Source organism: Nocardioides sp. TRM66260-LWL (genome assembly GCF_020075545.1).
Classification (GTDB): Bacteria; Actinomycetota; Actinomycetes; order Propionibacteriales; family Nocardioidaceae; genus Nocardioides.
On sequence record NZ_JAIQZK010000013.1, the window covers coordinates 16,960 to 40,661 of the forward strand.

At 71.3% G+C, this 23,702-nt stretch carries 21 protein-coding genes, 1 tRNA gene, 1 pseudogene and 2 riboswitches; of the genes and pseudogenes, 15 read left to right on the forward strand and 8 right to left on the reverse strand.

All coding sequences use genetic code 11. The annotated features are described in order from the left end of the window. Nucleotides 1-14 precede the first annotated feature (14 nt). Genes K8Z61_RS18215 through cobN form a run of 6 tightly spaced genes read right to left on the reverse strand, consistent with a single transcriptional unit; the run spans nucleotide 15 to nucleotide 7,772 of the window. On the reverse strand, nucleotides 15-668 hold the full coding sequence (locus K8Z61_RS18215; RefSeq protein WP_224131715.1) for a ferredoxin: 654 nt from the start codon (nucleotides 666-668) through the stop codon (nucleotides 15-17). 32 nt (nucleotides 669-700) lie between these two features. After that, nucleotides 701-1,216, reverse strand: coding sequence for a bifunctional adenosylcobinamide kinase/adenosylcobinamide-phosphate guanylyltransferase (locus K8Z61_RS18220; protein WP_308116800.1), 516 nt, complete (start codon nucleotides 1,214-1,216; stop codon nucleotides 701-703). Nucleotides 1,217-1,218: 2 nt separating this feature from the next. Continuing rightward, entirely contained in the window at nucleotides 1,219-1,953 is a 735-nt protein-coding gene (locus K8Z61_RS18225; protein ID WP_224131718.1) for a cobalt-precorrin-6A reductase, read from the reverse strand. Continuing rightward, entirely contained in the window at nucleotides 1,950-3,428 is a 1,479-nt protein-coding gene (locus K8Z61_RS18230; protein ID WP_224131720.1) for a cobyric acid synthase, read from the reverse strand. The genes K8Z61_RS18225 and K8Z61_RS18230 overlap by 4 nt, the downstream gene beginning before the upstream one ends. Further along, a complete protein-coding gene (gene cobF / locus K8Z61_RS18235; protein ID WP_224131722.1) occupies nucleotides 3,425-4,153 on the reverse strand; it encodes a precorrin-6A synthase (deacetylating) in 729 nt (242 codons plus the stop codon). Before cobF ends, K8Z61_RS18230 begins: the two co-directional genes overlap by 4 nt. A gap of 7 nt (nucleotides 4,154-4,160) precedes the next feature. Then, on the reverse strand, nucleotides 4,161-7,772 hold the full coding sequence (gene cobN / locus K8Z61_RS18240; RefSeq protein WP_224131723.1) for a cobaltochelatase subunit CobN: 3,612 nt from the start codon (nucleotides 7,770-7,772) through the stop codon (nucleotides 4,161-4,163). Nucleotides 7,773-7,809: 37 nt separating this feature from the next. Next, a riboswitch (cobalamin riboswitch) is annotated at nucleotides 7,810-7,919 on the reverse strand. Nucleotides 7,920-7,936: 17 nt separating this feature from the next. On the opposite strand from cobN, the gene K8Z61_RS18245 reads away from it, so the two are divergent. The 10 genes from K8Z61_RS18245 to K8Z61_RS19505 all read left to right on the forward strand — a co-directional run bounded on the left by K8Z61_RS18245 (nucleotide 7,937) and on the right by K8Z61_RS19505 (nucleotide 15,670). Next, the gene (locus K8Z61_RS18245) at nucleotides 7,937-8,515 is read left to right on the forward strand and encodes a histidine phosphatase family protein (RefSeq protein WP_224131725.1); all 579 of its coding nucleotides are present in this window, start codon (nucleotides 7,937-7,939) and stop codon (nucleotides 8,513-8,515) included. A gap of 5 nt (nucleotides 8,516-8,520) precedes the next feature. After that, nucleotides 8,521-9,273, forward strand: a complete 753-nt coding sequence (gene cobA, locus K8Z61_RS18250) for a uroporphyrinogen-III C-methyltransferase (RefSeq protein ID WP_224131727.1) — start codon at nucleotides 8,521-8,523, stop codon at nucleotides 9,271-9,273. Nucleotides 9,274-9,394: 121 nt separating this feature from the next. Next, nucleotides 9,395-9,504: riboswitch (TPP riboswitch) on the forward strand. Next, nucleotides 9,499-10,110, forward strand: coding sequence for a thiamine phosphate synthase (gene thiE / locus K8Z61_RS18255; RefSeq protein WP_224131729.1), 612 nt, complete (start codon nucleotides 9,499-9,501; stop codon nucleotides 10,108-10,110). Its footprint overlaps the riboswitch before it by 6 nt. Continuing rightward, complete coding sequence (gene thiO / locus K8Z61_RS18260; protein ID WP_034228028.1) at nucleotides 10,107-11,228, forward strand: glycine oxidase ThiO; 1,122 nt, start codon at nucleotides 10,107-10,109, stop codon at nucleotides 11,226-11,228. The genes thiE and thiO overlap by 4 nt, the downstream gene beginning before the upstream one ends. Beyond that, nucleotides 11,225-11,413: a sulfur carrier protein ThiS gene (gene thiS / locus K8Z61_RS18265; protein ID WP_224131731.1), complete on the forward strand. Its 189-nt coding sequence runs from the start codon at nucleotides 11,225-11,227 to the stop codon at nucleotides 11,411-11,413. Before thiO ends, thiS begins: the two co-directional genes overlap by 4 nt. 5 nt (nucleotides 11,414-11,418) lie before the next feature. Next, complete coding sequence (locus tag K8Z61_RS18270) at nucleotides 11,419-12,177, forward strand: thiazole synthase (RefSeq protein WP_173406168.1); 759 nt, start codon at nucleotides 11,419-11,421, stop codon at nucleotides 12,175-12,177. Beyond that, on the forward strand, nucleotides 12,174-12,758 hold the full coding sequence (locus K8Z61_RS18275) for a thiamine phosphate synthase (RefSeq protein ID WP_224131733.1): 585 nt from the start codon (nucleotides 12,174-12,176) through the stop codon (nucleotides 12,756-12,758). The genes K8Z61_RS18270 and K8Z61_RS18275 overlap by 4 nt, the downstream gene beginning before the upstream one ends. Then, the gene (gene thiD, locus K8Z61_RS18280; protein ID WP_224131735.1) at nucleotides 12,755-13,567 is read left to right on the forward strand and encodes a bifunctional hydroxymethylpyrimidine kinase/phosphomethylpyrimidine kinase; all 813 of its coding nucleotides are present in this window, start codon (nucleotides 12,755-12,757) and stop codon (nucleotides 13,565-13,567) included. Before K8Z61_RS18275 ends, thiD begins: the two co-directional genes overlap by 4 nt. Next, a complete protein-coding gene (gene thiC / locus K8Z61_RS18285; RefSeq protein WP_224131737.1) occupies nucleotides 13,567-15,252 on the forward strand; it encodes a phosphomethylpyrimidine synthase ThiC in 1,686 nt (561 codons plus the stop codon). The genes thiD and thiC overlap by 1 nt, the downstream gene beginning before the upstream one ends. Before the next feature lie 271 nt (nucleotides 15,253-15,523). After that, nucleotides 15,524-15,670, forward strand: coding sequence for a winged helix-turn-helix transcriptional regulator (locus K8Z61_RS19505; RefSeq protein ID WP_224131772.1), 147 nt, complete (start codon nucleotides 15,524-15,526; stop codon nucleotides 15,668-15,670). Between the two features lie 353 nt (nucleotides 15,671-16,023). On the opposite strand, the pseudogene K8Z61_RS18300 reads toward K8Z61_RS19505, so the two are convergent. Together K8Z61_RS18300 and aceE are read right to left on the reverse strand one after the other, a co-directional pair. After that, a pseudogene (locus K8Z61_RS18300) lies at nucleotides 16,024-16,281 on the reverse strand (transposase); the annotation flags it as partial. 842 nt (nucleotides 16,282-17,123) lie between these two features. Continuing rightward, nucleotides 17,124-19,919, reverse strand: coding sequence for a pyruvate dehydrogenase (acetyl-transferring), homodimeric type (gene aceE / locus K8Z61_RS18305; RefSeq protein ID WP_224131739.1), 2,796 nt, complete (start codon nucleotides 19,917-19,919; stop codon nucleotides 17,124-17,126). Between the two features lie 361 nt (nucleotides 19,920-20,280). Here aceE and K8Z61_RS18310 point away from each other — a divergent pair, with 361 nt between their 5' ends. The 5 genes from K8Z61_RS18310 to K8Z61_RS18330 all read left to right on the forward strand — a co-directional run bounded on the left by K8Z61_RS18310 (nucleotide 20,281) and on the right by K8Z61_RS18330 (nucleotide 23,702). After that, nucleotides 20,281-20,736, forward strand: a complete 456-nt coding sequence (locus K8Z61_RS18310; RefSeq protein ID WP_224131740.1) for a DUF3052 domain-containing protein — start codon at nucleotides 20,281-20,283, stop codon at nucleotides 20,734-20,736. Nucleotides 20,737-20,824: 88 nt separating this feature from the next. Continuing rightward, on the forward strand, nucleotides 20,825-22,453 hold the full coding sequence (locus K8Z61_RS18315; RefSeq protein ID WP_224131742.1) for an AMP-binding protein: 1,629 nt from the start codon (nucleotides 20,825-20,827) through the stop codon (nucleotides 22,451-22,453). Then, nucleotides 22,450-22,968: a peroxiredoxin gene (locus K8Z61_RS18320; protein ID WP_224131744.1), complete on the forward strand. Its 519-nt coding sequence runs from the start codon at nucleotides 22,450-22,452 to the stop codon at nucleotides 22,966-22,968. Before K8Z61_RS18315 ends, K8Z61_RS18320 begins: the two co-directional genes overlap by 4 nt. Nucleotides 22,969-23,222: 254 nt before the next feature. Next, nucleotides 23,223-23,294, forward strand: a tRNA-Val gene (locus K8Z61_RS18325). 159 nt (nucleotides 23,295-23,453) lie between these two features. Continuing rightward, entirely contained in the window at nucleotides 23,454-23,702 is a 249-nt protein-coding gene (locus K8Z61_RS18330; RefSeq protein ID WP_224131746.1) for a twin-arginine translocation signal domain-containing protein, read from the forward strand.

Consider the following 23,702-nt stretch of genomic DNA (forward strand, 5'->3'; position numbering starts at 1 on the left):
GTCGGCTCCTGCGCTCAGCGCGGGAGCCGGCGGCTTTCCACGGGAGTGTCGGCCAGCAGGTGGTCGGACACGATCCGGCGGGCCGCGTGTGGATCGACGCCGCCGTACCAGACGTCGTCGGGCTGCACGCTGACGACCGGGGCCTGGTTGCAGGGGAACTGACAACCAGTGTGGGTGACCAGCACGTCATGGTCGCCGAGCCCGGCCTCCATCAGTCCGAGAATCAGCGCGCGGGCCGTCTCGTCGGATCCGCGGGCCGTGCACCGCGGGCCGCGGCAGATGAGCACCTGGCGCCGGTGGCGGGTCACGTCCTCCCAGGCGGTCGAGGTCAGGCCCGGCTCGGCGCCGGAGATCGGCTTCAGGTCGAACAGCGCGACCTCGATCTCCTCGATCGTGGAGGCCAGCCGGGTCGCAACCTCGATCACCGGGCGGTGCCCGGCGCGCTCGCGCCACCAGTGGGAGGCGATCCTCCGTAGCCATGACTGCCCAGGGGCGAGCGGGCCGAGGCTGATGCCGGCGAGGCTGATCGTGGTGGCGCCGGCGTCCGCGAGCCGGGTGAGCTCGCGCGAGATCGATGGGTCGCCCATCTGCAAGAAGGCGACGCCCGCATGGTGGCGGGCGGCCGCCGCGAGCAGCTCGTCGCGACGGTCGACATCGGAGACGGACATGCCAACGAGAAGCAGCGCGGTGCCTGGCTGGGTCATAGCCGGATCACCCTGCCTGCGATCACCAGGTGCACCTCGTCGCAGGCCGCCGCGATGCGCTGGTTGACCAGTCCGAGCAGGTCCCGGAAGAGCCGACCGGACCGGTGCTCGGGGACGACGCCCAGGCCGACCTCGTTGGTGACGAGAACGGTGTCCTCTCCCTGGTCGCGAACAGCGAGGACGTCCGCTGTCTCTTGCGCAACGTGTCCGATCACGTCGGTGATCTCGTCCGCCGGCGCACCCCAGAGGCCACGCTCGTCGAGCACCGCCGTGAGCCACGTGCCCAGGCAATCGACCATGACGTGCCCGTCCGTGCGCGCGAGCACTCCGACGAGGTCGTGGGACTCGACAGTCGTCCAGTCGACAGGCCGCCGCGCCCGATGGGCGGCGATCCGCGCGGCCCAGTCGGCGTCGTCCTGGACCGGCCCTGGGGCGAGGTAGGTGACCGGTCCGGTCAGGAGCGACTCCGCGTGACAGGACTTGCCGGAGCGGACTCCGCCGGTGACGAGCACTCTCACGACTGCTCCCTGACCCAGGCGACGGCATCGTCCACGTCGTGCACGGTCGGCACCCCGACCGGGCACGCGGGACGCCGTACGACGACCACGGCGACGTCGAGCTCGGCGGCGGCCTGCATCTTGGGCCACGTGTAGCTGCCGCCTGAGTCCTTGGTGACGAGGACGTCGATGGCGTGCTGCCGCATCAGGGCGAGCTCGCCATCGAGGGTGTAGGGGCCACGGCTGGTCAGCAGCGTCCACGTCTCGGGCAGGTCGAGGGCGGGACGGTCGACGACCCGGGCGAGCACGGCGTGGCCGGACAGCGCGGGGACGAAGCGAGCCAGCTCCTGGCGGCCGACGGTGAGGAACGGCCGCGCACCGAGCGAGGCGGCCAGCGTGCTCGCCCGTTCATGGTCGTCGACGTAGTGCCAGCTCGGGTCCGGCTCCCAACCGGGCCGCTCGAGCCGCAGCAGGGGGACGTCTTCGAGGCGACCGGCGGCTACGGCGTTGGCGCTCATGCCGAGGGCGAAGGGATGCGTCGCGTCGACCACCGCGTCGTACTCGGCGAGCGCGGCCCGCAGACCCTCGACCCCGCCGAAGCCGCCGATGCGCACCCTCCCGACCGGCAGACGCGGCTCGGCAACCCGGCCGGCCAGGGAACTCGTCACCTTGATGCCGCTGTCGCGATCGTCGACGAGCCGGGCGGCGAGGTCGCGGGCCTCGCTGGTGCCTCCCAGGAGCAGCAGCCTCACGGGGAACCTCCTGGCGGTAGGACGGGCAGGCCGGCGGGTGTGCCGTCGCGGGCGAGTGTCAGCAGTGCGTCGACGTCGAGGTGCTCCTCGACCAAGTCGCCCAGCCGGTCGAGCCTGGCGTCGCGGGCGGCACCGAAGCGCACCGCGGAGGGCTCTCGGCCCAACAGCTCGGACAACAGCGCACCCCGCAGCGCGTCGCCCTCGAGGCTGCCGTGCCACATCGTGCCGAAGACCTTGCCCGCGCGGGCTCCGCCGAGGAACTCCTCGCCACCGCCGCGGGTGATCCGGCCGTGGTGGATCTCGTAGCCCGAGGCGGGTGCGCCCAGGACGGCGCCGGTGGGCAATCGCAGCACCTTCTCGGCGGCGAAGTGGGTGCGGACGTCGAGCAGCCCCAGGCCCTCGACCTCGGCACCCGGCACGCCCTCGACACCGGCAGGGTCGCTGATGGCACGGCCGAGCATCTGGAAGCCGCCGCAGATGCCGAGCACGGGGCGACCTCGGCGGGCGTGGTCGAGGATCGCGGCGTCCAGGCCCCGTGCGCGCAGCCATGCCAGGTCGCTGATCGTCGAGCGGGTCCCCGGCACCACGATCACGTCGGCATCGGCGACGTCGCGGGGGTCGGAGACGAAGACGACGTCGAGGTCGGGCTCCAACCCGAGCGCGTCGACGTCGGTGAAGTTGCTGATCCGCGGCAACCGCACGACCGCGATCCGGAAGGCGGCCTCACCGCTGGAGCGACGACCGTCCAGGTCGAGGGCGTCCTCGGAGTCCAGCCACAGGCTCGGATCCCACGGCAGCACGCCGAACACCCGACGGCCCGTCAGCCGCTCCAGGGAGTCCAGGCCGGGGGAGAGGAGCGCCAGTTCGCCACGGAACTTGTTGACCACGAAGCCGGCCACCAGCCTCTGGTCGGCGGGCGCCAGGAGCGCGACCGTGCCGTACATCGCGGCGAAGACACCGCCGCGGTCGATGTCGCCCACAACCACGGTGGGCAGCGATGCGTGCCGGGCCAGCCCCATGTTGACGTAGTCGCCGGCGCGCAGGTTGATCTCGGCCGGGCTCCCTGCTCCCTCGGCCACGATGACGTCGAAACGCGCCGCCAGGTCGTCGTACGCGGTGTGTGCGGCCGTGGCCAGGTGACGTCGGCCGGTCTCCCAGTCCGCCGACGAGACCTCGCCGGCGGTGTGGCCCATCAGGACGACATGGCTGCGCCGGTCGCTGCCGGGCTTAAGCAGCACCGGGTTCATCGCCGGCTCAGGGGCAACGCGGGCAGCCAGTGCCTGGACCCACTGTGCCCGGCCGATCTCGGCGGTCGTGCCGTCGCCGGCGGAGCAGACCATCGAGTTGTTCGACATGTTCTGGGCCTTGTACGGCGCCACCTTCACGCCACGTCTCGCGAAGGCGCGGCACAGGCCGGTGGTAACGACCGACTTGCCGGCGTCCGAGGTCGTCCCGGCGACGAGCAGACCGCTCACGGCCGCGCCTCCCGAGCCCGCAGCAGATAGACGTCCATCACCCAGCCGGCCGCTGTCTTCGCACGCTCGCGCGCCGCTTCGAGCGACGGCAGCACGTCGGCGACCCGCCCCGCGACGAGCTCCTCGGAGTCGGTGCCGAGGTTGGCACCCCACCAGATCGACCAGTCGTCGAGCCCGGCCAGGTCGAGGGTGCCGGTCAGCGTGACGCACAGGTTGGTCTGGCCGGCCGCGACGTCCTCGCGGAGCCGGCGGCCGGTGGTGATGTGGACGGGCTGCCCGACAGGGTGCAGCACGATCCGGTGACGGGCGGCCAACAGCTGCGGTGCGCTGATGCCCGGCAGCACGTCGTACTCCAGCGGCATCCGCTCGGCCAGCCGGTCCACGACCCGGATCGTCGAGTCGTAGAGCGACGGATCACCCCACACGAGGAACGCCGCCGTGCCACCCCGCTCGCGCAGGACCCGCTCGTAGGCCGCCACCCGAGCCTCGTGCCAGTCCTTGACCGCCCCGGCGTAGTCGACCGGATCGGCCCGATCCCGCTCGGGATCGGGGACCGCGACCACCTCGAGACCATGCTCGGCCGCAATGGCTCGGCGGACCGAGAGCAGGCCGTCGTCCTCGTGCTTCTCGGCGGCGAGGACGTAGTCACACGACCGGAGCGCGTGGGCCACCTCCGGGGTGATGTGCTGCGGCCCCATGCCGACGCCGAGAACGCGGACCCTCACCGGGCGTTCACTCGCGGTCTTCGAGGTCGCCCTCGACCTCGAGGTAGACCTGCTGCATTGCGGCCAGGGTGTCGGCGTCGGGCTCGGCCCACAGTCCGCGCTCGGCGGCCTCGTGAAGTCGCTCGACAATGCCGCGCAGTGCCCATGGGTTCGACTTGCGCAGGAACTCCTGGTTCCGCTCGTTGAGGACGTACTCCTGAGCGAGCTTGTCGTACATCCAGTCGTGCACCACCCCGGCGGTGGCGTCGAAGCCGAAGAGGTAGTCGACGGTGGCGGCCAGCTCGAAGGCGCCCTTGTAGCCGTGCCGCTGCATGGCGGCGATCCAGCGCGGGTTGACCACCCGAGCCCGGAAGACGCGGGCGGTCTCCTCCGACAGGGTGCGGGTGCGGATCGCGTCCGGCGAGGTGGAGTCGCCGACGTACGCCTTCGGATCGGCACCGGTCAGCGCACGGACCGTGGCGACCATGCCGCCGTGGTACTGGAAGTAGTCGTCGGAGTCGGCGATGTCGTGCTCGGCGGAGTCGACGTTCTTGGCGGCGACCTTGATGCGGCGGTAGTTGGCGCGCATGTCGTCGGCGGCCGGGGCGCCGTCGAGGTCGCGGCCGTAGGCGAAGCCGCCCCAGGCGGTGTAGACCTCGGCGAGGTCGTTGTCGTCGCGCCAGGTGCCGGACTCGATGACCTGCAGGATGCCGGCGCCGTACGACCCGGGCTTGGAGCCGAAGATGCGGGTCCTCGCGCGGCGGGCGTCGCCGTGCTCGGCCAGGTCGGCGGCGAAGTGGGCGCGCACGTAGTTCGCCTCGGCCGGCTCGTCGAGGTCGGCCACCATCCGCACCGCGTCGTCGAGCATCGCCACGACGTGGGGGAAGGCGTCGCGGAAGAAGCCCGAGATCCGGACGGTGACGTCGATGCGGGGTCGGCCGAGCTCCTCGAGCGGGACGACGACCAGCTCGCGGACCCGACGGGACTCGGCGTCCCACTCCGGACGCACCCCGAGCAGGGCGAGCACCTCGGCGACGTCGTCCCCGGAGGTCCGCATGGCGCTGGTGCCCCACACCGACAGTCCGACCGACGTGGGATAGGTGCCGGTCTCGTCGAGGTACTTCTGCACCAGCGAGTCGGCCATCGCCTGGCCGGTCTGCCAGGCCAGCCTGCTGGGGACGGCCCGCGGGTCGACGGTGTAGAAGTTGCGGCCCGTCGGCAGCACGTTCACCAGGCCACGCAGGGGAGAGCCGGAGGGCCCGGCCGGCACGAACCCGCCGGCGAGCGCGTGGAGAACCGCGTCGAGCTCGCCGGTCGTCCCGGCCAGCCGGGGGACGACCTGCTCGGCCGCGAACCTCAGCACCTGATGGACCTCCGGCGCGTCATGCAGCGTGGTCGCGACCGTCGGGTCCCAGTCGGCTGCCTCCATTGCCTCGACCAGCGCCCGGGCCCGCGCCTCCGTCTCGTCGACGGCCCGGAGATCGGCGCCATCCTTGAGGCCGAGGGCGGCCCGCAGGCCGGGGACCGCGTTGCCGACGCCGCCCCACACCTGCGCGGCGCGCAGGATGGAGAGCACCAGGTTGACCCGGGCCTCGCCGGTCGGCGCCGCGCCCAGGACGTGGAGGCCGTCGCGGATCTGGGCGTCCTTGATCTCGCACAGCCAACCGTCGACGTGGAGCAGGAAGTCGTCGAACTCCTCGTCGTCGGGGCGTTCCTCCAGGCCGAGGTCACGGTGCAGTTGGGCGGCGTGCATGAGCTGCCAGATCTCACCCCGGATGGCCGCCAGCTTGGCGGGGTCCATCGCGGAGATCTTGTCGTACTCCTCGAGCAGGCCCTCGAGTCGTGCGATGTCGCCGTACGACTCCGCGCGCGCCATGGGCGGCACGAGGTGGTCGACGATCGTGGCGTGTGCGCGGCGCTTGGCCTGCGCGCCCTCGCCCGGGTCGTTGACCAGGAACGGGTAGATCAGCGGCAGGTTCGCGATGGCGGCGTCCGGGCCGCAGGCGGCGGACAGTGCGGCGTTCTTGCCGGGCAGCCACTCCATCGAGCCGTGCTTGCCCAGGTGCACCACCGCGTGTGCCCCGAAGCCCCCGGCCTGGACATCCGCCCCGAGCCAGCGGTAGGCCGCGAGGTAGTGGTGGCTGGGCGCTAGGTCGGGGTCGTGGTAGATCGCGACCGGGTTCTCGCCGAAGCCGCGCGGAGGCTGGATCAGGATCACGACGTTGCCGGCCTGGAGGGTGGCGAGCACGACCTCGCCGTCATCGTTCACGAACAGGCCGCCCGGTGACTCGCCCCACGCCTCGACCATGGCGTCACGCAGAGACGCCGGAAGGTCGGCCGTCCAGGCGTCGTACGCCGCCTTCCCGATGCGCACGTGCGCGTCGGTGAGGTGTGCGCTGGTCAGCCACTCCTCGTCCTGCCCACCGGCGGCGATCAGGCCATGGATCAGCGCGTCGCCGGCCTCCGTGTCGTCGGGCAGGTCGAGGAGCGGCAGCACCGGGTTGTCGGCGCCGAGGTCGTAGCCCTCCTCACGCAGGCGGCGCAGCAGCCGGATGGCCGAGACCGGCGTGTCGAGGCCGACCGCGTTGCCGATCCGCGCGTGCTTGGTGGGGTAGGCGCTCAGCATCAGCGCGATCCGCTTCTCGCCGGTGGGCACCCGCCGCAGGACCGCATGCTTGACCGCGATGCCGGCCACCCGGGCGCAGCGTTCCGGATCGGCGACGTACGACGGCAGGCCGTCGGCGTCGATCTCCTTGAACGAGAACGGCGCCGTCGTGATCCGGCCGTCGAACTCCGGGATGGCGATCTGGCTGGCGTAGTCGAGCGGGCTGATCCCGTCGTCGGAGGCCTCCCACTCAGCCCGGCTGTTGGTCAGACACAAGCCCTGTAGCACCGGGATGTCGAGGGCCGCCATCCGCTCCACGTCCCACGCCTCGTCGTCACCGCCGGCACTGGCCGTGGCCGGGGCGCTGCCACCGGCCGCGAGCACCGTCACGACGAGGGCGTCGAGCGTCCTGAGCGCCTCGTAGAGGTCATCGGGCGCCGAGCGGAGCGACCCGGCGAAGATGGGCACCCCGACGGCTCGGCCGGTCGCGTCGATCGCGTCGGCGAGGGCGTGCGCGAACGCGTTGTTGCCGCTGGCCTCGTGCGCGCGGTAGTAGAGCACCCCGACCCGTGGCAGCCCGCTGTCGCGCGCGGTCGGCCGGGCGGCGTACCCCCAAGCCGGAACCGCCAACGGCGGCTCGAACCCCTCGCCGGTCAGCAGCACCGTGTCGGAGAGGAACGCGTGCAGCTGAACCAGGTTGGCCGGACCGCCTTCGGCCAGGTAGCGGTGCGCCTCGGTGGCTGTCCCCATCGGCACGGTGGAGAGCTCCATCAGCTCGGCGTTCGGCTGTTGCTCCCCGCCGAGGATCACCAGCGGAGTGCCGTCCTTACGCACGGTCGAGAGACCGGGCCACAGGTCGTGAGGTGACCCGAGCAGGCGTACGACGACCAGGTCTGCCCCTGCGACGATTGCCGTGAGCTCGGCGTCGCTGCTGCGGGCGGGGTTCCCCCAGACGTAGCTGGCGCCGCTGGCGCGGGCAGAGAGTAGGTCGGTGTCTGATGTCGACAGCAGTGCGATGCGGGTAGGCGCAGCCATGGGCCGGGTTCCTCCTCCGGGGTTCTCGCCCCGTCAATCGGTCGGATCAGCCCATGGCCAGTGTCTGGCTGCGTCTTGTCGACGTCACAGTGGCGGAACCGCCCCGGACTCTCACCGGGTTCCTGCACCACGAGCAGTTCGCAGCCTACGGGAGAATCACCCCCATGCCTCACCCGGTCTATCTCGTCCGTCACGGCCAGTCGCAGTGGAACCTCCGCCGCCTGACCCAGGGACAGACCGCTCATCCGCCGCTGACCGATCTCGGGCGCTCGCAGTCGGCTGCGGCGGCGGAGCTGATCGCGGTGGATCTGAAGGGCCTGGGCCTAGCTGCGAAGCGCCTCCTCACCAGCGACCTGACCCGCGCGGCGGAGACCGCCTCGGTCATCGGCCGCCGTCTGCAGCTGACCCCCGAGTCGGATCCCCGCCTGCGCGAGCAACATCTGGGTGACCTGGAGGGCCGGACGTACGAGGAGACCTGGGCCGCAGCGGAGACCTTCGATTGGTCGGACCCGACGCAACCGATGGCGGGTGGCGAGTCGCTCATGGACGTGAACAAGCGCATGGGCGCTGTGTTCAGGGACCTCGACTGCGGCTCCGTATCAGTCCTGGTGTCGCACGGGGACGCGATCCGGTCAGCCGTCGCGTACCTCCAAGGCATGAAGCCACACGAAGCGCCGTGGGTCGACGTCCCCAACGGCGCCGTGGCCCGCATCGACGATGCCCTCACCTGGCTTGGACAATGACGCTCATGCCTGACCAAGCCCTTTGCCTCGACCCAGCCTCCTTCGCCGGAGTCACCCTCGTCGGCGCCGGCCCAGGCGACCCGGACCTCATCACGATCGCTGGCCTCAAGGCGCTGCTCGGCGCGGATGTCGTCGTGACCGATCGGCTGGTGCCGCATGAGTTGCTCGCGGGGCTCGCTCCCGATGTGGAGCTCATCGACGTCGCCAAGTTCCCGCGCAGCCGGTTCACCGCCCAAGAAGACATCAACGCCGTCCTGCTCGACCGGGCACGAGCCGGAAAGAGGGTCGTCCGCCTCAAGGGAGGCGACAGCCACGTCTTCGGCCGAGGGTTCGAGGAGGTGCTTCACCTACAACAAGCCGGGGTCCCGGTCCGTGTCATCCCCGGCCTCTCCTCGTCCATCTCCGTACCAGCGCTGGCGGGAATTCCCGTCACACACCGAGGTGTCGTCCACGACTTCACCGTCGTCTCAGGACACGTACCGCCCGGCTACCCTGACAGCCTCGTCAACTGGGACGCCCTGGCCGCATCAAGAGGCACGATCGTTCTGATGATGGCCGTCCAAAACGCCGCTGTGATCGCCCAGACTCTCATCGATGGCGGACGCCACACCGGCCAGCCCGCGGCCATCGTCGTGGACGGATCCTTGGCGAGCGAGCGGGTCATCCGCACGACCTTGGGTCAGCTCGGAAAGTCGATCGAGACCGAGAAGGTACGCCCGCCGGCGATCATCCTGATCGGCGACGTCGCCGGGCTCTGACCTGCTCAGCTCACTGGTTGGCCTCACCGCGGGTCGGCGTGGTTGTCACGCAAAATGCGGGACGGCTGGGCCGTCCGGCTGACCTCCTTCCGAGAGAGCTTGCACGGCTGCTACGATCGTCGCATTCCACACGGGAGCCCGAGGCATCGGGCTGAGATGGGGCTGGAGCCGCTCCGACCGTCGAACCTGATCCGGGTAATGCCGGCGAAGGAAGTGAGGAGCGACGTGCTACCGCGCATTCATTGCATCACCCACTTCGGGTCGTACGACGACGAAGCAATCGCCGTGCTGGAGGCCGTGGTCCGCCAGGGCGTCGACGCGGTCCAGGTCCGGGCGAAGTCGCTGTCGGACCGTCAGATTGTCGCGTTCACCCGCATCCTCGTGGATCGCCTTGCCGGGACCTCGGCGCGCATCATCGTCAACGACCGCGTCGACCTCGCACTTGCCGCCGGCGCGGACGGTGTCCACCTCGGCCGTGATGACGTCCCCGTCGCCGCGGCGAGACGCCTGGCACCGCAGGGTTTCCTCGTCGGCGGCACTTGCCGGAACGCCGATCAGGCCCGTGAGGCGAAGGCGCAGGGCGCCGACTACGTGGGTGTTGGGCCCGTCTATCCCACGACCACGAAGAGCGGTCTCCCCAACCCGATCGGGTTGGAGACGCTGCGTGATGCGGCTCGGGTCCTGCCGGCGATCGCGATCTCTGGCATCAACGCCGAGCGCGTGCCCGAGGTGATGGCGGCCGGGGCCTACGGGGTCGCGGTGGCGTCGGCCATCTGTCGATCACCCCAGCCCGCCATCGCCGCGAGAGGACTCGTCGACGCCATCGCGCTCGCATGAGGGTGGCGGTGATCGGTGCCGGCATAGTCGGTCTCGCCTGCGCGGAGGAGCTAGTGCGCTGCGGGCACGACGTGCGGGTGTTCGATCCCGACCCGGGCGGCGGCGCCACCCGGGCGGCGGCCGGGATGCTCGCCCCGGCCGGTGAGGCCTGGCACGGTGAGACCGACCTGCTCAGGCTCGGCGTCGCCTCTGCGCGACTGTGGCCGGAGTACGCGGCTCGACTGCAGGCCGCCTCCGGCGTGGACATCGACCTGCGCACCGCGGGCACGCTGCTGGTGGGGCAGGACCACGACGACCTGCAGCAGATGCGACGCACGCTCGAGGTCCTCGCGACCCAAGGCATCGCCTTCCAGGAGCTCGACCGGCGAGAGGCACGCGCGCACGAGCCCACCTTGTCGCGGGTCGCCGGCGCGACCCTGCTTCCCGAGGATCACAACGTCAACCCGCGCCTGGTCGCCGAGGCCCTCCTGTGCCTGCTGGGTGACCGGGTGGTCCGTGCCCGGGCAACGGTGCTCGACGGGGGAGTCGCCTTCGCGGACGGGACCGAGTTCGGCTGCGACGCGGTGGTCGTCGCGACCGGGGCCGAGGCCCGAAGCCTGGTGCCGCAGGTCCGACCGGTCCGGGGAGAGACGATCCGGCTGCGGGGGGCCGACCGGCCGTCCCGGGTCCTGCGCGCGCGGGTGCACGGCGAGACGGTGTACGTCGTGCCGCGGGCGGGCGGCGAGGTCGTGGTGGGTGCGACCGAGGAGGAGCATGCCTCGGAGCCGGTGGCGACGCTCGGGGCGGTGGTGCGGCTGCTGCACGCCGCGCGCACCCTCGTCCCCGGGCTGGAGAGCGCCGAAGTCGTCGAGATCACCGCCCGGCATCGCCCCGGCACCCCCGACAACGGGCCGCTGATCGGACCGCACCCCGCGGTCGGACCCGTGCGCCAGGTGCTGGCTGTCGGCCACTACCGCGGTGGCGTGCTGTTGGCTCCGGTGACCGCTCGGGCCGTGCGGGCCTACGTCGAAGGTGGTGACGTACCAGCCACGGTGCGGCGGTTCGTGCCGAGCCGGTTCTCGTCGTACGGCTCCGGAAGTCTCACGCCGGCACCTCACGGAAGGGTGGTCGTGCCATGAACATCAAGGTCAACGGGACACCGCGGGTGGTGGAGGAGGAGGCGACCCTGCACAGCCTCGTGCCGTCCGCGCGAGGGGTGGCAGTCGCGCTGAACGGCGCCGTGGTTCCGGCGGCGGCGTGGCACGAAACTCGGTTGTCGGAGAACGACGCGGTGGAGGTCGTCACCGCCCACCAGGGCGGGTGACTGGGATGCGGGTGGCGGGTATCGACCTCCCCGGGCGGCTGTGGATCGGCACCGGGGGTCTGACCAGCACCAGCCTCGTGGGTGAGATCGTCGAGGCGGCCCGGCCCGGTCTGGTGACCGTCTCGGTGCGGCGCACCTCCGACACCGAGCGCGGCGGGCTGCTCGACATGCTCCGGGCGCTGGGTGTGCGCATCCTGCCGAACACGGCGGGATGCCTCAGCGCCCGGGAGGCCGTGCTCACCGCTCAGCTGGCGCGCGAGGCACTCGAGACCGACTGGGTCAAGCTCGAGGTGATCGGCGACGAGACGAGCCTGATGCCGGACGCCGTCGAGCTGCTGGACGCGGCCGAGACGCTGGTCCGGCAGGGATTCACGGTGCTGCCCTACACCAGTGCCGACCCGGTCCTCGCCCGGCGCCTGGTCGACGTCGGCTGCGCGGCCGTCATGCCGCTCGGATCTCCGATCGGCACGGGCCGTGGCCTCGACGACCCCAGGGCCATCGAGGCCGTGCGCGCCGCTGTCGCGGTTCCCGTGGTCCTGGACGCCGGGATCGGCACCGCCAGCGATGCGGCGCTCGCGATGGAGCTGGGATGTGATGCCGTGCTGGCGGCCACGGCGATCACCCGGGCGGACCGTCCCGCCCAGATGGCCGCGGCGTTGCGGGCGGCGGTGGGGGCCGGCGAGATGGCACGCCGGGCCGGTCGCATCCCCCGGCTCACCACCGCTCGCGCGTCGAGCCCGATGGCGGGCCGGGTGGGCACATGAACCTGCCCCGCGTGCTGCTGCTCACCGACCGCAGTCAGCTTCCCGCCGGCCGCGACCTCGTGGGCACCGTGGCCGCGTGCGTCGATGCGGGGCTCGACGCGGTGGTGCTGCGCGAGCTCGACCTGCCCGAGGACCAGCGGCAACGGCTCGCCCGCGCGCTCGGCGCGGCCGGGGTCGCCGTGCTCAGCGCTCGCACCCGGCTGGACGGAGTGGCCGGCGTGCACCTGGCAACGGCGCAGGCGCGCCCCGACGAGGGGCCTCCCCTCCCGCACGGACGTTCATGCCACGACGACGCCGAGATCCGCGCCGCCGTGTCCGGCGGTGCGTCGTACCTCACGATCTCGCCGGTCGCCGCGTCGGCGTCCAAGCCCGGCTACGGCCCCGCTCTCGGCCTGCCCGGCCTCCGACGTGCCGTGACGCTCGCAGGACACGTGCCGGTCTTCGCCCTGGGAGGGGTCGACGAGCAGAACGCCGCGGACCTGCGGAACGCGGGTGCCCACGGGGTGGCCGTCATGGGTGCCGTCATGCGCGCCGACGACCCCGGCGGCGCCTTCCGGCGGATCTCGCAGGCTGTCCGGTGAGCAGCCCGCTGGTCGCACTGACCGTCGCCGGCACCGACTCCGGCGGTGCCGCCGGGGTGGCCGCCGACCTGACGACGTTCGCGGCGCTCGGTGCGCACGGGGCCTGCGCCGTCACGGCCGTGACCGCCCAGGACACCGTCGGAGTGCGCCGGGTCGTGCCGCTGTCGGCCGACGATGTCCGGGCCCAGATCGACGCCGTCCTGGAGGACCTGCCGGTCGCCGTGGTCAAGACCGGCATGCTCGGGTCCGCCGAGGTCGCCGCAGTGGTGACCGACCTGCCGCCCGGACTCCCGCTGGTCGTGGACCCGGTCCTGGTCGCCACGAGCGGTGCGGAGCTCGGCGATGCCGCAGTGGTGGCCGCCTACCGCGCCCATGTCCTTGCGCGAGCCACGGTCGTCACGCCGAACTTCGACGAGGCGCTCCGGCTGACCGGCGCCGGTCCGGCGGATCCGCGGGAGGACGTGGCTCTGGCCCTGCATGCGCTCGGGCCTGCGGTCGTGCTCACCGGTGGTGACGCCGAGGCCCCGACGTGCCGCGACGTGGTGGTGGACGCCCGCGGTCGGGTGCGGACGGTCGAGCACGCCGCCGTACCCACGACCAACGACCATGGCACCGGGTGCACGTTCGCGGCGGCCCTCGCCGTCCACCTGGCCAGCGGCGCCGACCTGATCGACGCCGCCACCGCCGCCCACACATTCGTGGCGGCCGCCCTGCGCACCAGCGCCGACTGGCGTCTCGGTCGCGGCCGCGGACCGGTCGCCCACACGTTCACCCCAGCCCGACACAACCCGCCCACCCAGGAGAAGTGATGCAGATCCACCCGAGCCACAGCACCGTCCACCGCAGCGGATCGCGAGCCGACATCCGTGTCCCGTTCACCCGGGTCGCGCTGACCAACGGCGAGACGTTCGACAGATACACCACCGCCGGACCGGGCAGCGACCCCGAGGTGGGCCTGCCGCCCCTGCGGGCCGCCTGGGTCGCCGAGCGTGGCGACATCGAGGAGTACGCCGGGCGCGAGACCCAGCTGCTCGACAACGGCAAGGCCGCGCTCCGGCGGGGCGAGGCGCGCGAGCAGTGGCGGGGGACGAGGCCTCGTCCGCGCCGCGGCGCCGGCGTCGTCACCCAGATGCACTACGCCCGCCAGGGACGGGTGACCCCGGAGATGGAGTACGTCGCGATCCGTGAGGGCTGTGACGTCGAGCTGGTCCGCTCCGAGGTGGCAGCCGGGCGCGCGATCATCCCGGCCAACGTCAACCATCCCGAGGCCGAGCCGATGATCATCGGACGCCGGTTCCTGGTGAAGGTCAACGCCAACATCGGCAACTCCGCGGTGACGAGCTCGATCGCCGAGGAGGTCGACAAGCTCACCTGGGCGGTGACCTGGGGCGCGGACACGGTGATGGACCTGTCCACCGGGGACGACATCCACACCACCCGCGAGTGGATCATCCGCAACTCCCCGGTCCCGATCGGGACCGTGCCGATCTACCAGGCACTGGAGAAGGTCGACGGCGACGCCAGCAAGCTGACCTGGGAGGTGTTCCGGGACACCGTCATCGAGCAGTGCGAGCAGGGCGTGGACTATATGACCATCCACGCCGGCGTGCTGCTGCGCTACGTGCCGCTGACCGCCCAGCGGATCACCGGGATCGTGTCTCGTGGCGGTTCGATCATGGCCGGCTGGTGCCTCGCGAACCACGAGGAGAACTTCCTCTACACCCACTTCGACGACCTGTGCGAGATCTTCGCCCGGTACGACGTGTCCTTCTCGCTCGGCGACGGCCTCCGTCCCGGCTGCACCGCCGACGCCAACGACGAGGCGCAGCTCGCCGAGCTCCGCACCCTGGCGGAGCTGACGCAGCGCGCCTGGGAGCACGACGTGCAGGTGATGGTCGAGGGCCCCGGGCACGTGCCGCTGAACCTGGTGGAGGAGAACGTCGTCCTGCAGCAGGAGTGGTGCCACGGCGCGCCGTTCTACACCCTCGGGCCGCTGGCCACCGACATCGCGCCCGGCTACGACCACATCACCTCTGCCATCGGCGCGGCGGCGATCGCCATGCACGGCACCGCGATGCTGTGCTACGTCACCCCCAAGGAGCACCTCGGCCTGCCCAACCGCGACGACGTGAAGACCGGGGTGATCACCTACAAGCTCGCCGCCCACTCGGCCGACGTCGCCAAAGGTCACCCCGGTGCCCGCGACTGGGACGACACGCTGTCACGTGCCCGTTTCGAGTTCCGCTGGCACGACCAGTTCGCGCTCTCCCTGGACCCGCACACCGCCGAGGCGTTCCACGACGAGACGCTCCCGGCCGAGGCCAGCAAGACCGCGCACTTCTGTTCCATGTGCGGGCCGAAGTTCTGCTCGATGCGGATCAGCCAGGACGTCCGCGACTACGTCGCGACGGGCATGGCCGAGAAGTCCGCACAGTTCCTCGAGCTCGGGAGCTCGGTCTACGTGGACGACGAGACTTACAGTGCAGCCCCGTGACCTGGCAGCGGCTGGTACCCCTCATTGGTTACCAGGCCCGGCGGTGGAGCGGGCCGCGACGCGGTCGCTCCGGTGGCAGCTGGATTTGATCGCGCCCTCTTAACCTCCGGTGTGACGCTGCTGAGCCCGACGCTCAGGGGAGCGCTCAGCGCAGCGACCGTGATGAGGTTGCCTTATGGACCTCTCGGCCGAGTGTCGCGCCGCGCGACATGATGAGGATGTCGCACAGCTTCGGCGTGTGCCCGCGCTGAGGGAGATGGTCGCAACGGGGATGAGTCAGCGGGAGATCGCAACGGCGCTCGGAATCAGCCAGCCCGCAGTGAGTCAGCACGTGAATGCAGCTTCGGATCTGCCGAGCGTTCACCCGGAGAAGCGGATCGAGGCGGCTGCTCCCGTGCTATCGGCGTATCGCCGATGATGCGGGCTACGGGAAGCTCGCGGTCTTCGGTCGGTGGCGTACCGGGAGGCTGGGCAGGAATCCGATATCGACCCGCTGGCCGAGCGGGAGGGGACATCGTCGTTCGAATTCGTCCGATTCAAGCAGGGTCAAGTCGCAGCTCGCGGCTGATCGTCGATGCTGCGCGGCCCAACTCCCGCCCGATCGCTGTCGGCCCGAGACCCGGCTGGCCAGGTCGGCGATCCGGACCCGCTCGTCCTCGGACAGGAAAACGAGGCGAGATTCGACGTACAGCGAGCGGCTCCAGAGGTGGCACGACGAGCACCGGGAAGTGCCCCGCTGGGTGGTGGGCTTTGACGGTTGATCCTCGGTGCCTACTCGCCGCTGTTGATCGCGGCGACGGTGCCAGTATCGCCGTTGGGCTTGAGGAGTGCCATGGAGCCTTCGGAGAAGGGGCGGCGGTCGCCTGATTGCCATTCGTCGTGCAAGTCGGCCAGCACGGCGCCGACCAGGCGGATCACCGCGGCATCGTTGGGGAAGATCCCGACGACGCGCGCTCGACGCTTGATCTCCTTGTTCACCCGCTCGAGCGGGTTGGTCGACCAGATCTTCGACCAGTGCGACCGCGGGAACGCGTGAACGCCAGCACGGCGCGCCTGAGTCAAGAAGTTGGCGGCAGGCGGCACCGAATCGTATCTGGTCAGGTGGAGACGGACCTACCGCGTCGGGACGTGACGTAACTCGTCACCGCGCAGGCGGGACGCTAGGACTGGGGGGCACTATCGAGAGATTCGAGTCGTGTCGCGAATATGTCCCGAAAACGCGAGCGCAAGCCGTCAGACGAGCACGCACGGCGTCAAGAACTCGGGGTCCGAGGATGCTCCGTTGCCGGACGTTCGTGCAGGTCACGGCCCATGTCAGCAAGCCTGGTCAAAGCACTCTCTAGCGCGATGGCGACGCGGGCGGCGTCCAGAGGTCGCTGGTTCAAATCTCTTCGGATCCTCCTCCCGACCTCAAGTGTCCGATCTCTTATCGGCGCCGAGGCGGTCTCTGGATGGCTCTGGAAACCGACCGCGGCGACCTCCTTGACACGCGTGGCCAGCAACCTTCAGGCAGGCAGCGCACGCACACGACGAGGAGATGCGCTTCGCGGCGGAGACTTGAAGGTGTCCATAAACAGGCCAGAAACTCTGTCAAGGGCTGTCAACCAGCGTCAGCGCGACACCACTAGACGCCAGCGTTTGCCCAGTTCAAGTGGCGTTTATCGGCAGAGAGCGTCAACTGGCGTCATGCGCTCATCGCACTCGCGGCGGCATCGCAGGGTTGTTGGTTCGAGTCCAACCGGGGGAGCCACCACGAAGCCCGGCCGTCCAGGCCGGGCTTCGGTGCGTTCGGGGCCGGTCTCGCCCGCCCCGAGGACGACGAAGGCCCCCGTCGACGAGCGACGAGGGCCTCCGGCGAGGGTGGGACGACGTCAGGCGTCGCCGCCCTCCTGCTTGCGACCGGCGACCGCGGTGGGGTCGTCGATGCGGTACTGGTCGAACGCCTTCTGCACCAGCGCCGGGTCGATCTCGCCGGCGTCGGCGAGCGCCTGCAGGGTGCGGACGACGACCGACTCGGCGTCGATGTGGAAGAACCGGCGCGCCGCGGGGCGGGTGTCGGCGAAGCCGAAGCCGTCCGCGCCGAGCACGCAGTAGTCGCCGGGCACCCAACGGGCGATCTGCATCGGCACCGCGGTCTGGAAGTCCGAGACCGCCACGAACGGACCGTTGGCGCCGGCCAGCTTGTCGCTGACGTAGGCGGTGCGCGGGGTCTCGCTCGGGTGCAGCAGGTTCCACTCCTCGGCCGCCACGGCGTCGCGCGCGAGCTCGTTCCACGACGTCACCGACCAGGTGTCGGCGGCGACGCCCCACTCCTCGCGGAGCAGGCGCGCGGCCTCCTTGACCCACGGGTAGCCGACGCCCGAGGCGAGCAGCTGGACGCGCGGCCCGTCGCCCTCGCCGGTCGAGACGCGGTGGAGGCCCCGCAGGATGCCCTCGACGTCGACGTCCGCCGGCTCGGCGGGCTGCTCGACCGGCTCGTTGTAGACGGTGAGGTAGTAGATGACGTCCTCGCCGTGCGGGTGCTCGTCGGTGGAGCCGTACATCCGCTCCAGGCCTGCCCGCATGACGTGCCCGACCTCGTAGGCGAACGCGGGGTCGTAGTGCACGATCGCGGGGTTCGACGCCGCCAGCAGCGGCGAGTGCCCGTCGGCGTGCTGGAGGCCCTCGCCGGTCAGCGTGGTGCGGCCGGCCGTGGCGCCGACGAGGAAGCCGCGGGCCAGCTGGTCGGCCATGGCCCAGATCGAGTCGCCGGTGCGCTGGAACCCGAACATCGAGTAGAAGATGTAGAACGGGATCATGTGCTGGCCGTGGGTGGCGTACGCCGAGCCGGCCGCGATCGCCGACGCCATGGCCCCGGCCTCCGAGATGCCCTCGTGCAGCATCTGCCCCTGCGCCGACTCCTTGTACGACAGCAGCAGCTTCCGGTCCACCGAGTCGTAGAGCTGGCCCTGCGGGTTGTAGACCTTCGCGCTCGGGAACATCGAGTCCATGCCGAACGTGCGGTACTCGTCGGGCGCGATCGGGACGATGCGGGCCCCGATGCCGGGGTCCTTCATCCAGTCCTTCAGCAGCCGGACGGCGGCCATGGTGGTGGCCACCTTGTGCTTGCCGCCGCCCTGCTTGACCTCGGCGTACACGGCGTCGCCGGGCAGCTTCAGCGGCTCGGCCCGCACGACCCGGCGCGGCAGCGAGCCGCCGAGCTGGTGGCGTCGCTCCCTCATGTACTCGATCTCGGGCGACTTCTCGCCGGGGTGGAAGAACGGCGCGGTGCCGGTCTCCTCGTAGGCCCGGGCCAGGTCGCGGTCGGAGAGCGGCAGGTACAGCCGGTCGCGGAACTTGCGCAGGTCGTCCTGGGTCAGCTTCTTCATCTGGTGGGTGGCGTTCTTGCCCTCGAGGGCGTCGATCGTCCAGCCCTTGATGGTCTTGGCCAGGATCACCGTCGGCTGGCCGGCGTGCTTCGTCGCGGCGTCGAACGCGGCGTAGACCTTGCGGTAGTCGTGACCGCCGCGCGGCAGCTTGGAGATCTGCGAGTCGCTCATGTGCTCGACCATCGCGCGCAGGCGCGGGTCGCCGCCGAAGAAGTGCTCGCGGACGTACGCGCCGTCCTCGGTGCTGTAGGTCTGGAACTGGCCGTCGGGCGTGATGTTCATCTGGTTCACCAGCACGCCGTCGACGTCGCGGGCGAGCAGGGCGTCCCACTCGCGGCCCCAGACGACCTTGATGACGTTCCAGCCCGCGCCGCGGAAGTTGGCCTCGAGCTCCTGGATGATCTTGCCGTTGCCGGTGACCGGCCCGTCGAGCTGCTGCAGGTTGCAGTTGACGACCCACACCAGGTTGTCGAGCTCCTCGCGGGCCGCGATGCGGATCGCGCCGAGCGACTCGGGCTCGGCCATCTCGCCGTCGCCGAGGAACGCCCAGACGCGCTGCTGGGAGGTGTCCTTGACGCCGCGGTTGTGCAGGTAGCGGTTGAACCGCGCCTGGTAGATCGAGTTCAGGCCGGTGAGGCCCATCGAGACGGTCGGGAACTCCCAGAACTCCGGCATCAGCCGCGGGTGCGGGTAGGAGGAGAGACCGGCGTGCGCGCCGTGCTGCACCTCCTGCCGGAAGCGGTAGAGCTGCTCCTCGCTGAGCCGGCCCTCGAGGAAGGCGCGGGCGTAGATGCCGGGGGAGGCGTGGCCCTGGATGTAGACCTGGTCGCCGCCGCCCTCGTGGTCCTTGCCGCGGAAGAAGTGGTTGAAGCCGACCTCGTAGAGGCTCGCCGAGGACTGGTAGGTGGCGATGTGCCCGCCGACCTCGAGTCCCTTGCGGTTCGCGCTCGACACCATCACCGCGGCGTTCCAGCGGATGAAGGCGCGGATGCGGCGCTCGACCTCCTCGTCGCCGGGGAACCAGGGCTCGCGCTCGGGCGGGATGGTGTTGATGTAGTCGGTGCTGCGCAGCGCCGGCACGCCGACCTGTCGCTCGCGGGCCCGCTCGAGCAGGCGCAGCATCAGGTAGCGCGCCCGATCGCGGCCGCGCTCGTCGAGCAGCGCGTCGAAGGAGTCGAGCCAGTCGTGGGTCTCGTCCGGGTCGATGTCGGGCAGCTGGGTGGGCAGTCCCTCGTGGATGACCGACGGGGTGCCGCCGGTGCGAGTCGTGCCTGAAGGCGTGGTTGTTTCCTCGGTCACGTCCCCATCGTGGCACGCCGGAGCGGGCTACGGAATCTACCCGCGAGTACGGTCGCGCGGCTGCCGATTGGGCCTCTGAGCAGGCATGACGCGTTCCGGACGCCGGTCTCCGGAGTCCGGTCACGGGGCGATCGGGACGGTCCTCGGGTCACCCCTCGAGGGGGCCCCGCGGGCGCGGACGCGGCCACACCCGGCGCCGCCGCGGCGACGTCCGACCCCTCCGAGCCGCGGCCCGACGGCGCCGATCGTGGGCGTGACCTGCGGCGAAGAGGTTGCGCCCCTCCGGCATCTCCGCTGGACTACTCACCACCCCGGACGCGTCCGGGGCCCGAATCGTCGACGTAGAGCAGTGGAGGAACCAGTGAGCGCGACCGCGGGTGGCGGGTCCACCCAGACCGGCGTGGCCGGAGATGCAGCAGCGACGGGTCCGGCGGCCCGCCTCGGGTTCACCCGGGGGATGGTCGTCCAGGAGCTCGGGTGGGACGAGGACACCGACGACGCGCTGCGCGTCGCGGTCGAGGACGCCATCGACTCCGACATGGTCGACGGCGACTACGGCAACGTCGTCGACGCCGTCCTGCTGTGGTGGCGCGAGGACGACGGCGACCTCGTCGACGGCCTGGTCGACTCCCTGACCGACCTCGTCGGCGGCGGCTCGATCTGGCTGCTGACGCCCAAGGTCGGTCGTCCCGGGGCCGTCGACCCCGCCGACATCGCCGAGGCCGCGCCGATCGCCGGGCTCTCGCAGACCACCACCGCCACCGTGAGCAAGGAGTGGTCGGCCACCCGTCTCGTGGCGCCGAAGACCGTCTCCTGATCCGGGCGGTCGCGACGTGAGCATCGCGACGTCCCGCAGCGGGTCGTCGGGCTGCGTCGGCGGGGTCGGCGCGGGCTAGAGTCCCCCCGTGCTGAACAAGCTCGTCTCCGGTGCGTCCGCCGCCGGCACCAGCCTCAAGGTCCTCTCGCGCGCCGGCATCATCCGGCCGTACTCGCCGATCGTCCTCGCGCGCCTCGCGAAGACGCTCTCCGACTGGGGCCCGGGCCCGGCCGGGGGCTTCGCCAGCCTGGCGATCCGCGAGCCCGACCGCGTCGGCATCGTCGACGAGCTCGGCGAGGTGACCTTCGGCCAGATGCAGGCGCGCTCGAACGCGCTGGCCCGCGGCCTGGCGGCGCTCGGCGTCCGCGAGGGCGACGGCGTCGCGATCATGGCCCGCAACCACCGCGGCTTCATCGACGCCACCAACGCCGCGGCCAAGCTCGGCGCCGACATCCTCTACCTCAACACCGCGTTCGCGGGGCCGCAGCTGCGCGAGGTCCTCGCCCGCGACAAGCCGACCGTGCTCGTCTACGACGAGGAGTTCGCGGGCCTGATCGGCGACTCCGCCGTCCAGCACCGCGTGCTCGCCTGGACCGACTCCACGCCCGACGCCGCGGGCCTGGTCGACGGCCTGCCGACGCTGGAGTCGCTGATCGCCGGCCACGACGCCGCCGATCTCGCCGCCCCGCAGCGGCACGCCCGCATCGTCATCCTCACCTCCGGCACGACCGGCACCCCGAAGGGCGCGCCGCGCAGCGAGGCCGGCGTCGAGGCGGCCGTCTCGCTGCTCTCCGGCCTGCCGCTGCGCTACGGCTGGCGCACCCACATCGCCGCGCCGCTGTTCCACACCTGGGGCTTCGGCCACCTGGCGCTGTCGATGCTGCTGGGGTCGACGATCGTGCTGCGTCGCCGGTTCGACCCCGAGTCGGCGCTCCAGGTGCTCGAGGACGAGCGGTGCTCCTCGTTCGTCGTCATCCCGGTCATGCTGCAGCGCATCCTCGCGCTCCCCGACGAGGTCCTCGAGCGGCACGACCTCGCGCACGTCGAGGTCGTCGCGTCCTCGGGCTCCGCGCTGCCCGGCGACCTCGCGCTGAGCTGGATGGACCGCTTCGGCGACAACCTCTACTCCACCTACGGCTCCACCGAGGTCGCCTACGCCGCGATCGCCGGCCCGGCCGACCTGCGGGCCGCGCCGTCCACCGCGGGCCACCCGCCCTACGCCACCGTCGTCCGGATCCTCGACGAGCAGGGACGCGAGGTGCCGCAGGGGCAGCCGGGCCGCATCTTCGTCGGCAACGGCCTGCTGTTCGAGGGCTACACCGGCGGCGGCGGCAAGGAGGTCATCGACGGTCTGATGTCCACCGGCGACGTCGGCCGGTTCGGGCCCGACGGTCGGCTCTACGTCGAGGGTCGCGACGACGAGATGATCGTGTCCGGCGGCGAGAACGTCTTCCCCAAGGAGGTCGAGGACTGCATCGCGCGCCACGACGCCGTGCTTGAGGTCGCCGCGATCGGCGTCGAGGACCCCGACTTCGGCAAGCGGCTGCGCGCGTTCGTCGTGTGCCGCGAGGCCGGCTCCCTGTCCGAGGACGACGTCCGCGGCTGGGTGAAGGAACACCTGGCCCGGTACAAGGTGCCGCGCGACGTCGTCTTCCTCGACGAGCTGCCCCGCAACGCCACCGGCAAGGTCCTCAAGCGGGAGCTGTCCACCTCGTGAGCCGCCCCGACGCGGTGGCCGACCCGGTGGCGCGGGGCGACGCAGGAGCCGGCACCGGGCTGACCCTCGGCGGTCCCGCGCCCGACTTCTGCCTCCGCGACCAGTTCGGTCAGGACGTCCGGCTCTCGGAGTACCGCGGGAGCAAGGCCGTCGCGCTGCTCTTCTACCCGTACGCGTTCTCGGGGGTGTGCACCGGCGAGATGGCCGGCATCCGCGCCCGGCTCGACGAGTTCGTCACCTTCGACACCGAGGTGCTGGCGATCTCCTGCGACCCGATCTTCGCGCTGCGCGCCTTCGCCGACGCCGACGGGCTGAACTTCCCGCTGCTCAGCGACTTCTGGCCGCACGGCGAGGTCAGCCGGGCGTACGACGTCTTCGACGAGCGCAGCGGCTCCGCGCGCCGCTCGTCCTACGTCATCGACAAGGCCGGCGTCGTCCGGTGGTCGGTGCACAACGCGATGCCCGAGGGCCGCGACCTCGACGAGCACCTGCGTCAGCTGGCCGCGCTCGTCTGACCGATCCGACGCTCCCGACCGCGACCGGGCGCGGCCCGGGTGTCCGCGATGCGAGCGCGAAAGCAGGTTTTACGCTCGAACAGCGGACATCGGTGTCCGGAGCGCCTACTCTGGTGGAGCCGGACCGCTGGTGACCCGAGACGCCAGCGGTCCGGTTCTCACGTCCCGGCTCGGGCGCCCGTCGCAGGCGCCGCCGGCACCGTTAGGCTGACCTGGCCGTTCGTCGGCGGTGCCCGGGCCTCGCGCCCGGTCGAGGGCGCATAGCTCAGTGGTAGAGCACTGGTCTTACAAACCAGCGGTCGGGGGTTCGACACCCTCTGCGCCCACCCCGCTCGCGCCGGAGATCTCACCCGGTCGGGTGCACCTCGCCCGCCGTCCGAGATTTCCCTTCCGTTCCCCATCCGATCGGGAGGAGGCTCCGAAGCAGATGTGGCGCGGATCACTGCGTCACGACGAAGGCCGCTCCGGCGGCCGGAAGGAGCGTCATGAGCGAGACCAGCAGGAGAGGGCTGATCGCGATGACCGGGGCCGGGGCGGCCGCGGGCGCGATCACGCTGACGAGCGGACGCGCGAGCGCCGCGACGCCGAGCCCGAAGCGGGCCGCGGAGCCCGTGACCGTCCACATCGAGGACCCCAAGTCCGACCGCGTGCGCCTGCACGTGGGCGAGCGGGAGATCGTGCTCCACGATCGCGACCTCGTCGTCCGCATCCTCAACGCAGCAGGAGGCCGCTGA